At 67.7% G+C, this 14,653-nt stretch carries 4 protein-coding genes; all 4 read right to left on the reverse strand.

Annotation, left to right across the window (positions count from 1 at the left end; translation table 11 throughout):
- Position 1: 1 nt before the first annotated feature.
- The gene (locus tag EV562_RS34390; protein WP_166662157.1) at positions 2-4,390 is read right to left on the reverse strand and encodes a non-ribosomal peptide synthetase; all 4,389 of its coding nucleotides are present in this window, start codon (positions 4,388-4,390) and stop codon (positions 2-4) included.
- Complete coding sequence (locus EV562_RS34395) at positions 4,387-10,296, reverse strand: non-ribosomal peptide synthetase (RefSeq protein ID WP_243860323.1); 5,910 nt, start codon at positions 10,294-10,296, stop codon at positions 4,387-4,389. Before EV562_RS34395 ends, EV562_RS34390 begins: the two co-directional genes overlap by 4 nt.
- A complete protein-coding gene (locus EV562_RS34400) occupies positions 10,280-13,291 on the reverse strand; it encodes a type I polyketide synthase (RefSeq protein WP_133890791.1) in 3,012 nt (1,003 codons plus the stop codon). Before EV562_RS34400 ends, EV562_RS34395 begins: the two co-directional genes overlap by 17 nt.
- A 1,071-nt stretch (positions 13,292-14,362) precedes the next feature.
- Positions 14,363-14,653 (reverse strand): transposase (locus tag EV562_RS34405; RefSeq protein WP_166662160.1); only part of this gene is annotated, 291 nt, incomplete at its 5' end.

Consider the following 14,653-nt stretch of genomic DNA (forward strand, 5'->3'; position numbering starts at 1 on the left):
GTCAGTCACCGTTCCGTCGTCCGCGGCGGCGGCGCGCCACGTCACTATGGGCCTGTCTGCGCTGGGCACCGCGTCGCTCCCGCTCTTCCCGCGCGGACGGTCCGTCGGCGAGATGCGCCGCCAGTGACGCGATCGTTGGGTGGGCGAAGAACGCCGTCATGGGCAGGTCGATGCCGTGCCGCTTGCGCAACTCCTGCCGTACGCGGACCACCGACATCGAGGTGCCGCCGGCATCGAAGAAGTTCTCCGTCACTCCCACCCGGGGCAGCCCCAGCACGTCGCACCAGACGGAGTGGATCCGGCCCTCCAACTCACCGGTGGGAAGCGCGGGTGCGGAGGATGGCACGTGGTCGGTGATCATGGCTACAAGTGCGTTCCGATCCATTTTTCCGTTGGGGGTCAGGGGTAGGGCGGGCAGTGCCCGTACCAGTTGGGGAATCATGTGCTCCGGGAGGGTGGAGCGCGCCCAGGAGCGAGCGGCCAGCGGGAGCGAGCGCAGCAGCGCCGCGCGTCCGGGACTGTTGACCACTGGTTCGATCACCGGCGGACGACTGTCCAGGAACGGACGAGCGGCTGGCGGCTCGGCGGTACGACGGTGGAAGAGGGCGCGGATGCGCCCTTCGCCGGTGCCGTGGACGGACCACTCGTGGTGGGTCCGCAGGCCGTGTGCGGCAGCCACGGTCGTCAGGTCCTCGGGCAGGACGCCTGGAGCTTCCTCGGCGGCGTCCAGCGGGTGTAGCAGGCGGGCGAAGCGGGCCACTCTGGCGTTCGGTATGCCGTCGACGACGAGTTCGCCGTCGGTGGCAGCGAGGATGTCGGCGAGGTGTGACAGGGAACCGACCTCGCGGTCCCAGTCGAGACCGGGGCCGGACACCGGCGCGGGCACGGGCTCGTTCACACGCAGCAGTACGTCATAGCGGAAGCGCGTGAGCTCGTTGTCGGGGCCGCCTGGCTTGAGTGAGATTTGCACTCCGGTGACAGCCGGGTTCTTCTCACGCAAGCGAGTGAAGTAGCCGGGGTCCACGAGGAGTTCCTCCTCCTCGGCCGCCCGTGCCGCGGCCCGCAGGGCCAGCGTCCGGTCGGCCACTCCCTGGTGGTGCAGCACGCTCGCGTGGAACGCCTGCGCCAGGCCGCGGTGGCGCAGGTCACCGACGAACACGTGACCGCCCGGACGCACCAGGGACACGGCGGTGGTCAGGGTGCGGGTGAGGTAGTTCTCGTCGGGGAAGTACTGAGCGACCGAGTTGATGACCACACAGTCGAAGCGACGGTTGCCGGCGATGGCGGGGAGGTCCTCGGCGCTGCCCAACACCAGCTCCGCGCGGTCATCGAGCCCTCGGAGCTTGGCCTGCTGCGTGACGTGGGCGACGGCCTCCGCGGCGAGGTCGATGCCCAAATAGTGGGTGCTGTCCTGGGCGAGGCGCAGCAGCAGCAGCCCGGTGCCGCAGCCGATTTCGCAGTACGTCCGGGCCCCGGTCGCGGCGATGGCATCGACGGTGGCGTCGACCCAGTGCCGCATCTCCTTGTCTGTCAGCGGCTCTTTGGTGTAGCTGCTGGTCCAGCCCTTGATGTTCAGATCGCCCTGCTCGGGTTCGCTGCCCTGCTGGTATATCTCGTCCCACAGGCCGCGCCAGGTCTCCACGGCCTCGGCCGCGGTCGGCGTCCCGGCCTCCACGTCGGGGGCCGCGTCGGAGTCCGGCACGAGGAAGGTGACCAGCTGGCCGTCCTCGCCACCGGCGAGCTTGCGGACCACTGTCAGGCTGTCGCGGATCTGCGGGTGATCGCGCATCGTGGTGTCGATCTCGGCGAGCTCGATCCGGTAGCCGCGCACCTTGACCTGGTGGTCCATGCGGCCCATGAAGCGCAGTCCCCCGTCGGAGGCCCAGCGCACGAGATCACCGGTGCGGTAGGCCCGGGTGCCGTCCGGGCCCTCGACGAACCGCTCAGCGGTCAGCTCGGGAAGCCCGAGGTACCCGCGGCCCACACCGCTTCCCGCGATCCACAGTTCCCCCGGCACGCCGGTCGGTACGGGGCGTCCCGCACCGTCGACGACGAAGAGACGGGTGCCGACCACGGGTGAGCCGATGGACGGCTGAGTGCCGGCAGTCATCTCGGTACAGGTCGACCAGATCGTCGTCTCGGTCGGGCCATACACATTCCACAGGCGCACGCCGAGAGCCAGGAGCCGATCTGCGAGTTCAAGGGACACCTCCTCGCCGCCACACCAGATCTGGCGCAATGTCCCGGGAACTGCGTCCACGTGCCCGGCATACGCCTTCCAGGTCGCCGGAGTCGCCTGGACGACGGTGATTGCGTGCTGCGCCAAGAGCCGGTGCAGACGCTCCGGGTCGCCTCCCACCCCGGCCTCCGCGACGACCAGCCGGCCACCCGCCATCAGCGGAGCGAACAGTTCCAGGCCGGCGATGTCGAAGGACAGTGAGGTGACGGCGAGCATGCGGTCTTCGGCCCCGAGACCAGGCTGTTTGACGAAGCCGTGCACGACATTCGCCAGGTTCCCGTGCTCGATCATCACTCCCTTCGGGCGTCCCGTGGACCCCGAGGTGTAGATGACGTACGCGAGCGCGTCCGGCGCGGTCGGTGCGGCTTCTGGGCGGGGCCCGTCATGCGGTGCCACGTCGTCGATGAAGGCGACCCGCACCGTGTCGTCAAGCGGTACGACCGCCGCGAGCGCATGCGTGGTCAGCAGTACAGTGAGGCCGCTCTGCCGGACCATGTACTCCAGCCGTGCCCGTGGATAGTCGGGGTCCAGCGGCACATACGCGGCGCCGGCGCCCCACACGCCCAGGAGAGCGGAGACCATTTCCGGCCCTCTCGGAAGACACACTCCCACCAGGTCGCCGGGGGCCACCCCAAGATCGCTGAGAGCCCCGGCGACCGCGTCGGCGTGTCCCAGCAGCTCCCGGTAGGTCCATCGGGTCTCACCCGCCGCCACCGCGATCCGCTCCGGGTGCTCCGCGGCGATGCGACGCAGGGCGTCCGGCACGGTTTCGCGACCCGATGGGGCGTCGGGCCCCGTCCCGAGGGCGGCGAGGCGCGCCCGCTCGGCATCACCCAACAGATCGATGGCGTCGAGCCGGACCGAGGGGTCCTCGGCCACGGCGTGCAGCACCGCAAGGTAGTAGCCGGCGAATCGCTCGACGGTCGACGGATCGAAGAGTTCCGTGGAGAACTGGATGAGTGCGGTCAAGCCTCCTTCCTCCGGTGTCAGGTTCAGGGTCAGGTCGAACTGCGAGGTACCTGTGTCGATCTCGACGGGTTCCAGTACGACCCCGGGCAACCGCAGCGTCTGCGCGGGCGCGTTCTGCAGGATGAACATCGCCTGCACAAGGGGGTTGCGGTCGAGCGTCCGTTCCGGCGAGAGGTCTTCCACCAGGTGCTCGAAAGGCACCTCCTGGTGCGTGAACGCGGCCAGGCAGCATTCGCGTACGTGCTTCAGGTACTCGTCGAAGGCGAGTTCGTCCGAGGGGTGCGAGCGCAGGACCAGTGTGTTGGCGAAGAAGCCGATCAACTGCTCGGTCTCGACCTGGGTACGGCCTGCCGTCGGCGAGGCCACCAGCAGGTCACGCTCTCCACTGAGCCGGGCGAGAACTACGAAGTAGGCGGCCAGCAAGGTCATGAATGTGGTGGCCCCGGTGGCCTCGGAGACCCTGTCGAGTCGCCGCTTCAGATTCGGGGGGACCTCGAAGGTCACCGAGCCGCCCGCGAAGGTCTGGACCGGCGGGCGTGGCCGGTCGAATGGCAGGTCGAGCGACTGCGGAGCACCCCGCAGCATGTCGGCCCAGGCCCTTCGGTACTCGGCGTACTCCGTGGTGTCCGTGCGCTCGCGCTGCCACTGCGTGAAATCGACGTACTGCACGGAGAGTTCCGGAAGGTCTGCCACGCCGCCGGCCAGTCGTGTCCGGTAGGACTCGGCGACCTCACTAGCGAGGATGCCGACCGACCAGGCGTCGGAGATGATGTGGTGCACCACGAAGACCAGGACTGTGCGGGACGGCCCCCGCACCAGTGCCACGCGGAGCAGCGGCGGACGCGCCAGATCGAACGGCTTGCGGACAAGCTCGGTCACGAGCGTGTCGACGTCGGCGTCGGACTCCACGGCGAACGTGTCGACACCCACGGCGCCTTCCGCGGCGACGACCTGGACCGGGCTGCCGTCGATGGTGCCGAACCGGGTCCGCAGGGCCTCGTGCCGGGCGACCGTGCGGTTCACGCTCCACGCCAGGGCGTCGACGTCGATTGTGCCGGTGACCCGGAACTGCATGCCGAGGTGGTGTTGGGCAGTCCCGGGGACCAGTTGTTCCACGAACCACAGACGCCGTTGGGCGAAGGAGCTGGGAAAGGCTGATTCGGGAGAGGCGGAGGCGTTCACCGGGTCTCCTCGGCTCGGTGCGGAATGGGGGTGTCGTGTGCGAGGGCTTGGAGGCAGTCCCGCAGCGTCACGACTCGGGGGGCGTCGCGTGCTTCCGGAGCGGCGAACAGTTCGGCCATGCGCACCGTTCCCTCGGCGTCCGAGGCGTTGACAAAGAGGTCACGCAGCGTCGTCAGGTAGGCGTGAAGCCGGTACTCCGGTTCGTAGCCGGACAGCAGCACGTCGAGGTACCCGTCGGCGTTCGGGTAGATGTCGACGCGCAGCCTGTGTTCCTGCTGGGCGACGGCGATGGGGGACTCGTCGACGAGGGAGAAGCCCGAGGGGGCGGTCTCGTCCGTCGAGACCGAGGGGGTGTTCTGATATACGACGTAGGTGTCGAACAGCGTCGTGTGCTCGTCGGTCCCGGCCAGCTCCTCCAACTCGGGCAGACCGATCATGTCGTGTTCGATCAGGTCCAGGACTGCGGACGAGGCGCGGTCCAGCCAGAGCTGGAGTGGATCTTCCAGACTCGCCTGCCAGCGCACCGGCAGGGTGTTCATGAACATGCCCATCGCATGCTCGATGCCCCGGACCTCGGGAGAGCGGCCCGATGTGGTCACGCCGAACTGGGGCGCGTCCCGACCGTCGACGTGCTGGAGCGTGGCACCCCACAGTGCCTGTAGCGCGGCGGCCTGAGTGGTTCTGGCGCGGCGGCACGCGGCACCGAAACGCCGTACGTCCTTTGGACCGAAGCGGATCTGGGCGACTTCGAACGCATCCGAGGTCCGGCCCCGAAGCGGCCCGGCCGGCAGCCGGTCGAATCCCTGGACACGCTCGCGCCACCACGCGCACACGCTTCCGTCCCGAAGCCGCTTCGCGCGCCAGGCGAGGTAATCCGCGTAGTCGAACGACGGAGCCGGGGTGTTTCCGGCGGCGTCCGCGTACCGGGTGAGGAAGCGTTCCAGATAGAGAGGGAAGCTCCAGCCGTCCAAGCGCCGGTAGTCCATGGTGAGCACCCACACCCCGCGCCGATTGTCGATCCGGATGAACGCGAACCGCGTCGGCAGCGCCCGGGCCGCGTCGAAACCCGCCGCGCGGTCCGTGCGTAGGAAGGCATCGAGGAGACCGATCTGTTCGGCAGCGCCCCTGGAGGACCAGTCCAGGAAGGTGACCGCGGTCGGCAGATCCTCGGCAGGGACATCAGCCACCTGCGTCACCTCGCCGCCTGCCTCGCGTAGGACGGTGCGCAGGAAGGGAGTCTCCTGGACCGTGGCCGCCCAGGCTTGGTCCGCCGCCTCCGGTGAGATCTCTCCCTCGTACCGCAGGATGCGCTGGACGACGTAGAGCCCGTCGTCGCCGCGCTCGGGCAGCAGACGCAGCATGTGTTCCTGCAAGGGCGAGAGGGGGTAGCGGTGATCGCTGGCCGCGCTGCCGGACGTGTTCGGGGAGGCGGCGTCGGGCCCTGCCGTGTCACCGACGGCCTGCGCGTCGAGGAACTCGGCGAGCCGCTCCACGGTCTGGTGACTGAAGATTGACCGAATCAGCACCGGCCGTCCGGCGTCCCTGAGGCGGGCGGCGACCTGTGTGCTCTTGATGCTGTCGCCGCCGAGGTCGAAGAAGTTGTCCTGAGCCGTCACCACGGGAAGGTTCAGGACGTCGCGCCAGACCTCGGCGACAAGTCGTTCGGTGGCAGTCCGTGGGGCAGTGGACTGAAGCCCGACATAGCGTTCCTCGGCGATGTCCACCAGCGCCTTGCGGTCCACTTTGCCACTTGAGGTGGTGGGCAGTTCGGGAAGCACCACGATGGATCCGGGCACCATGTAGTCGGGCAGCCTCTCCCGCAGCCGGCCCCGCAGCAGGTGCGGCAGCGCGCGCAGCGCCACCCCTCGGGCGGGATCGTTGGTGACCTCTCCCCGGGGCGTATGGGCTATGTACGGCCGTACGTTCCTGCGGTGGAACACGGCCGCCATGCGCCCCGCCGTGGCATTGCCGGGGGACCAGGTCAGCTGGAGGTCGAGACCGTGCGTCTGGGCCAGCTCCCACAACTGCTCGGGATGCACGGCCTGACCCGAGGCGGGGTTGGGCAGGTGGTTCTGCAGCCGGGCGTTGGGAATGCCATCCACTGCCAGCCAGTCCTCGCCGAGTTCGGCAAGGCGCTTCTCCAACCGAGCGACGCCGTCGATCTCGGCGTCCCAGTCCGTGTACGAGGCGACCGGCTCGCCGGCCGTGCCACCGCGCTCGATGATCACGTCGTAACGGAAGTCGTTGAGCTCGTTGGCGCCGAGGCCGCGTTTCAGTGCGGTCTCGACCCGGTCGACGCCGGGGATCCGGCCCAACAGACCGGTGAAGTAGGCGGGATCGACGAGCAGTTCGGTCTCCTCCGCGGCCCGGCGGGCCGCGCGGTCCAGGAGGCGCTCGCGGGCGGTATCGGGGGCACCGAACCGCGCCACTGAGTAGTGCAGGGTCTCCGCCAGTGCCAACGGCCGCACATCGCCCACGAACACCTTCCCGCCCGGTGCCAGCAGGGCCACAGCCTGGCGCAGTACCGCATCCAGGTAGGCGCGGTCCGGGAAGTACTGGATCACCGAGTTGATGACGACACTGTCGAACGTCAGGCCCTTCAGCGCGTCCAGGTCGTGGGCGGGCAGGCGCCGCAACTCCACACGGTCGGTGAGTCCCAGCCGCTCGGCCTCCTCAGCGATGTAGTCCAGCCCCTTCTGAGCAATGTCCACGCCGATATACCGGTCGCAGTCCGCGGCCAGGCGCAGGGCGAACAGGCCGGTACCGCAGCCGATCTCCAGAACTGTCCGAGGCTTGGACGCTGTGATCCTGTCCACGGCGGCGTCGAGCCACTCGACCATGTCGTCGCGGGGGATGGGGCGGCTGGTGTAGCTGCTGACCCAGCCCTTGAGGTTGAGCCCGGCCTCCTGGGGCTCCGGACCGTCCCCGTCGTCGTAGGCCTGGTCGAAGACCGCCGACCACTCACCGACGCGTTCGCCGTCATCGCCTGGATCCGACGCGAGTCGTTCCGCGTCGGCGACGAGGTAGGCCAACAGTTGTTTGTCCCCGGCGGGGTCGGTACGGCACACGACGGCCGCGTCGAGCACACCAGGCGCCTCGCGCAGGGCCGCCTCGACCTCGCCGAGTTCGATGCGAAAGCCGCGCACCTTGACCTGGTTGTCGATCCGTCCCAGGAACTCCAGGTCGCCGTCGGGGCGGCGGCGCACGAGGTCACCCGTCCGGTAGATCCGGTCGCCGGCCACAACGGAGAAGGGGTCGGGCAGGAAGCGCTCTTCCGTGAGATCGGGGCGGTTGAGGTAGCCGCGGGCTACCTGGACACCGCCGACCCACAACTCGCCGGCCACGCCGACGGGCAGTTCGTGGCCTGCCGCGTCGACGACATGGGTCCGCGTGTTGGCGACCGGGCGGCCGATCGGAGGCTGGCCGCTGGCTTGGGGGTGCCAGCTCCAGTAGGTGACGTCGATCGCGCATTCCGTGGGCCCGTATAGGTTGTCGACGGCGACGGAGCAGTCCGCATACACCCGCTCGCACAGTTCGGCAGGGAGGACGTCACCGCTGCAGAAAATCCTTCGCACGGAGGTGTCACCGAGGCTGCCGTGCGTCAGCAACGCCGACAGGGCCGTGGGGACGAAATGGATGTGGGTGACCTGTTGACGGCGGATTTCGTCAAGGAGTGTCGCCGGCTCCCGGTGCGCGTCCGGACTGGCCAGCACGATCGCGGCACCGTGCATCAGGGGCCAAAGGAACTCCCACACGGAGACGTCGAACGTATGGACGGTCTTCTGCATCACGCGGTCACTGGGGCGCAGCCCGTACTGGGCCTGCATCCAGTTGATCCGGTTGACGACGGACCGGTGCTCGACCATCACGCCCTTCGGGGTCCCCGTAGACCCCGACGTGTAGATCACGTAGGCGAGGTGGCTGGGGGCGGGCCGAGCGGCGGGCCAAGTCTCCTCCTGCTCCGAGAGCAGGTCCCGGACGGACGCTTCGTCGAGCCGCAGGACGTTGACCCCTTCGGGTATGTCCGCCAGCGCGGAGACGCAGTCCGCGGTTGTCAGCACGATGTCGACGCCGCCCTCCCGCACCATGCGGGCGATGCGTTCGGCTGGCTGGCTCGGATCGAACGGCACGTACGCGCCACCCGCGACAAGTGTGCCAACGAGGGCGAAGACCAGCTCAGGGCCACGACTCAGACACAGGCCGACCCTGGTGTCCGGGCCCACGCCACACACTCGCAGTAGATTCGCCACCCGACCACCGCGTGCCGCGAGCTCCCGGTACGTGAACTGTGTGCCGTCGGCGGCGACCAGCGCGACGTCCTCGCCGCGGGCCGCGACCTGGCGGGCGATCCAGTCCGGTACGCAGGACTCGTACGCGGTGTCCGCCTCGGTGGCGTTCCACGTGCTCAGGTGGTCGCGTTCCGCCTCCGTCAGCATCGGGGCGGACAACACCTCCGTGGCGGGAGCGTCCACCATGGCCTCTAGCAGCCGGACGTAGTGACGCGCGAAACGCTGGACCGTCGTCTCGTCGAAGAGGTCGCTGGCGTATTCGACGACGGCATCGAATCCTTGGTCGGTGGGGGTGAGTTCCAGGGAGAGGTCGAACTTCGAGGTGCCCGTGTCCATGGGTATCGGCTCAAGGAGCAAGCCGGGCAATTCCATCACGGTGGACGGCGCGCTTTGCAAGATGAACATGACCTGGGCGAGGGGGTTGTGCGAGGGCTCGCGGCCCAGCTTCAGCTCGTCCACGAGCTGCTCGAAGGGCAGTTCCTGGTGGTCGAGGGAGCCGACACAGGTGTCCCGCACCTGGTCGAGGAGGGCCTGGAAGGTGGGACTCCCGCTGAGGTCAGCCGACAGCACCACCGTGTTGACGAAGAAGCCGATCAGCGCCTCCGTTTCGACCGTCGCGCGGTTGGCCACGGGTGTCGCGCAGGCGAGCTGGCTCTGTCCGCTCCATCGGTGCAGGAGGGCGTAGTAGGCAGTGAGCAGCGCCATGTACGGAGTGGCGCCCCGGGAGCGGGCCAGTTCCTCAACACGACGCCGCAGCGGGCCCGGGATCGAGAAGGAGACGCGTGCCCCGTTGAAGGACTGGACCGGGGGGCGCGGCTCGTCCGTGGGCAGATCGATGAGACGCGGGGAGTCGGCCAGGCGCTCCGTCCAGTACCGGAGGTGCTCCGCGTTGCGCCGGCTTCTCTCCGGTCCCCGCAGCCATAGTGAATAGTCCACATAGCTGATCGCGGGTTCTGCGAGGGTGACGGACGAACCGTTAACGAACGCGCTGTACAGGGCCACGAACTCCCGTATGAACACGCCCAATGACCAGCCGTCGGCGACGATGTGATGGATCACGATCGACAGCACGGACTCCGTCTCGCCCGTTCGGGCGACGAGCATCCGCAGCAAGGGGCCCGACTCCAGGTCGAACGGCCGACGCGAGAAATCAGTCAGCTCGGCGGCCAGTTTCTCCGGTGACACGTCGCGCACTGCCACCGTGATCCGGGTGTCGGGGTCCACCTGCTGTACGGGCAGTTCGTTCACCACGGTGAAGCGTGTGCGCAGCGACGGGTGCCGTTGCACCAGGGCATCGACCGCTCGTTGCAGCCCGTCGACGGACAGCCGCCCGGTGAGCCGGTAACTGCCAGCGATGTTGTACACGCTCTCGTCGGGCAGAAACCTGTTCAGGAACCATATGCGCTGCTGCCCCGGAGAAAGCGGTGCCTCAGTGCGCCCCGTGCGCGGGATCGCAGTGCCGCGTGGGGCTACCGAGCGACTTCCACCCTGCCGCAGTGCCGCCAGACGGGCGCGCTGCTCGGCGGTGAGGGATGTGACGGTCCTGTTCTCGTGCTGGTTCACGAAGAAAACGCCTCCGTTAGCGATGGGACGACGGTCCTCAGCCAGTTGTGACACTGCTGATGAGGAGGTCGTCCAAGGACTGCGCGATGGCCTTCGGGGTACGCGCTGTGAGCGGCAGGTGCACGGGGACGTCGACGGGGAAGAGCGCCCGCAACCGCACGGCGAGTTGCCCGGCGCTGATGGAGTCACCCCCCTGGGAGATGAAGTCGTCGTCCGGAGCCGGCGTCGCGCCGAGCACCTCGGCCCAGCAACGGGCCACCGCGTCCACCAAGGGCTGGAGTTGCTCGTCGGTGTCCTGGGGCGGCACCGGCGCGGGCGAGTGGGCGGAAGCCGGGGTACCGAGCAGGACCGGATCGATGGCAGGGGTCTTACCGGCGAGTCGGGGGTGCAACACGGGCGTGCGCCGGAAGATGCGGGGCGGCCCCGGAACCCGCAGCCCGCGGTCATGCTCCGCGTACGCGGACCAGTCGACCGGGACACCTCGCTCCCAGAGCCGTCCCACCACGGACAGCAGGGTCTGATGCGCGTCTGCGTCCTCGCCCGGCATGAGGGCCAGGCAGCGCCCGGGGTCGGCTCCGCCGAGTTGCAGTGCCCGGATCAGACTGGTTCCCGCGCCCAGCTGTACGAAGACCGCCCCGGGCCGTTCCTTGATCACGGTCCGTACCGCCCGGGCAAATTCCACCCGGTCACGCAGCTGGCTGCCCCAGTAGGCGGGGTCCATGGCCTCGAACCCGGTGAGCCAGGCACCACTTCTGCAGGACATCAGCGGAGTACCGGGCGCCGCCAGATCGAGCCGCTCGAGATAGCGTGCGAAACGGGCGGCGGCCTCGGTCATGCTCGGGTGGTGGAAGGCGTGGGACGTGTCCAGCCGTCGGTGCTCGACGGCCTGCTCGTCCAGCCAGGCCGTGAGAGCGGGGACGGCATCGAGTGAACTCGACACGACGCAGGCTCGGGGGGCGTTGACGGCCGCGACGACGCATTCCTCGGGCAGCCCGCGCAGGTCTTCGGCGGCCGCGCGGACCGCGAACATCGTGCCGGGCGGCATGTCGGCCATGGCCGCAGCACGCCGGCACACCGCGCGGGTGGCATCCTCGAAGGACATGATGCCGCTCAGGCAGGCGCCGGTGACCTCACCCACGCTGTGGCCCAGGATCGCGGCGGGCCGCACCCCGAGGCGGCCCAGTACGGAATGGACACCGAGGCCGGTCAGGTGCAGCACTGGTTGGGCGACCTGGGTGTCGGCCGTGTGGCTGCCGTCCTCGAAGGCGGCGCGGATACGCGCGTAGGTGTCATCGTCGACGACCGCCCGCGCCACGTCGAGCCCACGGTCCACGGTGCGGCGGAACCACGGCTCTCCCGCATACAACTGACGTGCGGCCTCGGCTGCTCTGCCGCCCTGACCGGGCAGCAGGTAGACGACGTCGGGTGCCGGTCCCTCCGCGCTGACGAACGATTCCGCGTCGGGCCATCGCACGGCTGTCCGGGTCGCTCCAGCTGGGACGACCACACTGGTCCGGACGGCGAGCGGAACTCGTCCGGTGCGGAGGGTGTGACCGACGTCGTGACGCTGGTCGTCGGATGCCGTGTCGACCAGGAGCCGGGTCGCCTCCACTGTTTCCGCCAGGCGGGAGGTGTCGTCCGCAGACAAGGGAAGCAGCTGCCAGGCGCGGCGTTCACCCCTGCGCGCGAGGTCGTCGATGTCGAACTCGCCGAGAACCAGGTGGGCATTGGTGCCGCCGAGGCCGAACGAGCTGACGGCGGCGTACCGGGGCGTCGAGCCTCTCCGCCATGGCTGGGCCCGGTCCGACAGGGAGAACGGTGTCGAGCTCAAGTCGACCGGCTGGCCACCCCTGAGCAGCGGCTCATTGGGGGGTATCTCCTCGTGCAGCAGGGCCAGTACAGCGGCGATCACCCCGGCGGCGCCGGCGGCGGCCGACATGTGCCCCACATTGGCCTTGACGGAGGTGAGCCGGCACCCGCCGAGGGGGGCGCCGTGCGCAAGGTAGGCGTGACTCGCGGCCTCGATCTCCAGCGCGTCACCGATGCGCGTGCCTGTTCCATGCGCCTCGAACATGCCAATGTCCTGGGCCTTGAGTTCCGCGATGTCGAGGGCTTCCTCGATGACGGCGGTCTGTCCTTCGACCCCCGGGGCGCTGAAGCCCGCGCGGGTCCGGCCGTCGTTGTTGACCACGGTTGCCGTGAGCACGGCGAAAATGCTGTCGCCATCGGCGAGGGCGTCGTCCAAGCGCCTCAGATAGAGGACGGCGACCCCGTTGCCCTCAACCGTGCCGTCGGCCGAGGTCATGAAGGGTTCACAGCGTCCCCGGCGGGAGTAGATCCCGGATTCCGCGTACAGGTAACCGGCATCCTGGAGGTCGATCGCGGCTCCGCCCGCGACTGCCGAATCGCACTCGCCGGCCAGTATGGCCTGAGCTGCCAGATGGATCGCCACCGCGGACGTCGAGCATGCCGTCTGGACGGTGATGGCAGGACCGGTGAGGCCGAACTTGTAGGCTAGGCGACTCGCCAGATAGTCGGGGTGATTGCCCACGGCCAATCGGGTCATCGCCAGCATGTCCGGTTCGTCCGCCAAGGCCTGCTCAAGGAGGGGTCCGTGACTGCTGGACTTGGTGCCGAGATATACGCCGACAGTGCCGGGCAGCATACTGATGGAGTGGCCTGAATGCTCGACGGCTCGATAGCAAGCCTCTAGCATCAGCCGGTGCTGTGGGTCGGTGAATTCTGCTTCCAGCGCACTGAACCGGAAAGCCTCGGCGTCAAATTCGAGGCACTCTTCCAAGGGGTACGTGGCGGGAACGAAATCTGGATGGGTGTACCTTCGATATGGGATTTCACGGCGCGCGAGTTCATCGTGACTGAGCCACCTGCGTCCGCTCATCCCATTCCGGACAAGATTCCAGTATTCATCGATGTTACGTGCACCGGATGCCTTTATGGACATGCCTACGATGGCGACTCGGTCTTGCATGACTTCACTCCCCAAGATTATTTCTCGCCAGCCGGGAACGCTGAAATCCGCAACAGGCATCGTTAATGCCCGGAGCTGCTCGTGAATCGATTATGATATGGTATTCGACCTGGGGGATCTCAGGGGGAATCCACTAAGGTGAGTGCAGTGCCCAATGGTGTCATTGGTGACTTACTCGGCAGGAGGAATGAAGCGGTCCTGCCACTCGCACGATCGCGACCGGAGGCGGCGGGCCATTGACGGAGGTGTCAATGCCCGGAGGTGAATACCTCAACGGTCCGAGTATGCTCGAATAGGTAGGCAGGTCGTCGTCACTTGCCCCAGGGTGTGGGACGATGCCATCTGAGTGACCAACTTCAGTGGAGCGCCCTCTTACCTGAGGTGTGTGCCGAGCGGGTTTGCTGCCAGTCTTCTTTAAAATGAGTGACATTTTCGTTCGCAGCGGGTCGATTTTGCGAGCGTATGCGACAGCTCAACGTGGCAGCCTTAGAGATTGAGGCAACTGGAACTTCGTTTTCCAGCCCGAAGTATCCGTGAGGTTCCATGGGCCAGCTATCGGCAGCCACGGTAGCTGATGTCTGCGGTGTCACCTCGAATAGATGTTGCGAGGTAACCACTTACTTCCATAGGTGCATGAAGTCGAAGTGTTGGCATCTAGCATCTGGTAACCCTTCATCGGTCGAACGCGCCACAACTGGATCATGGAGTGATTGAACCGTAACACGGGGATGCGGGCACCCCGTTAAAGGAATAGCAAAGTCATGATTGCCCCGATTTGAGCATTGCGTCTCTTAATGGATGTGAGTGCTATTTATGATAGGTGGGGCATTAAGGTCAGGCGCTAACTGTGCATGCTGCTGAAAAGCAAGTGCGAATCAAGCCGAGATGGCGGCGCCCGCACGGCGAGATCGCACCGCAAGGGCTCTCGGTGCGGCCGGAGTTCTTCGTCACTACGAGGCCCCAACCCGGGCCCACCTGTTACGGCAGGAATCAGACACTCCGGCGCCGGGCCCGGCTCGCGGCGTTGGCGGGGTAGAGCGTCCGGCACCCGGTCCGGGCCAGCTAAGGGCTGTCCCGTAAATGACCTTGGAGCTGCCGGGAGCAGGGTCAGCCGCGGTGCAACCCGCTCGCCTATCCGGCAAGGGTGAGGTTGTGCATGCGGGCGATGCCGAGCATGGCGTGGTGGACACCGTCGCCCTTGAGGCGGCAGTCGCGGAGAATCTTCCAGGTCTTCATCCGGGCGAAGACGTGCTCGACACGGGCTCGGACCCGCTTGTGAGACGTGTTGTGCACCTTCTTCCAGTCGGGCAGGTCTTCGCCCTTGCGCCGACGATGGGGCATGACGAGTCCCGTGCCGAGATAGCCGCCGTCGGCGATCGTGAGTGTTCTGCCGACGGCGGCCTTGGCGCCGGATTCCTCCCA

This window comes from Streptomyces sp. BK208 (assembly GCF_004364245.1).
GTDB lineage: Bacteria > Actinomycetota > Actinomycetes > Streptomycetales > Streptomycetaceae > Streptomyces.

Coding starts and splice junctions, on each gene's coding strand:
- EV562_RS34400 (WP_133890791.1), bottom strand. CDS start 13,291: ATGCCTGTTGCGGATTTCAGCGTTCCCGGCTGGCGAGAAATAATCTTG.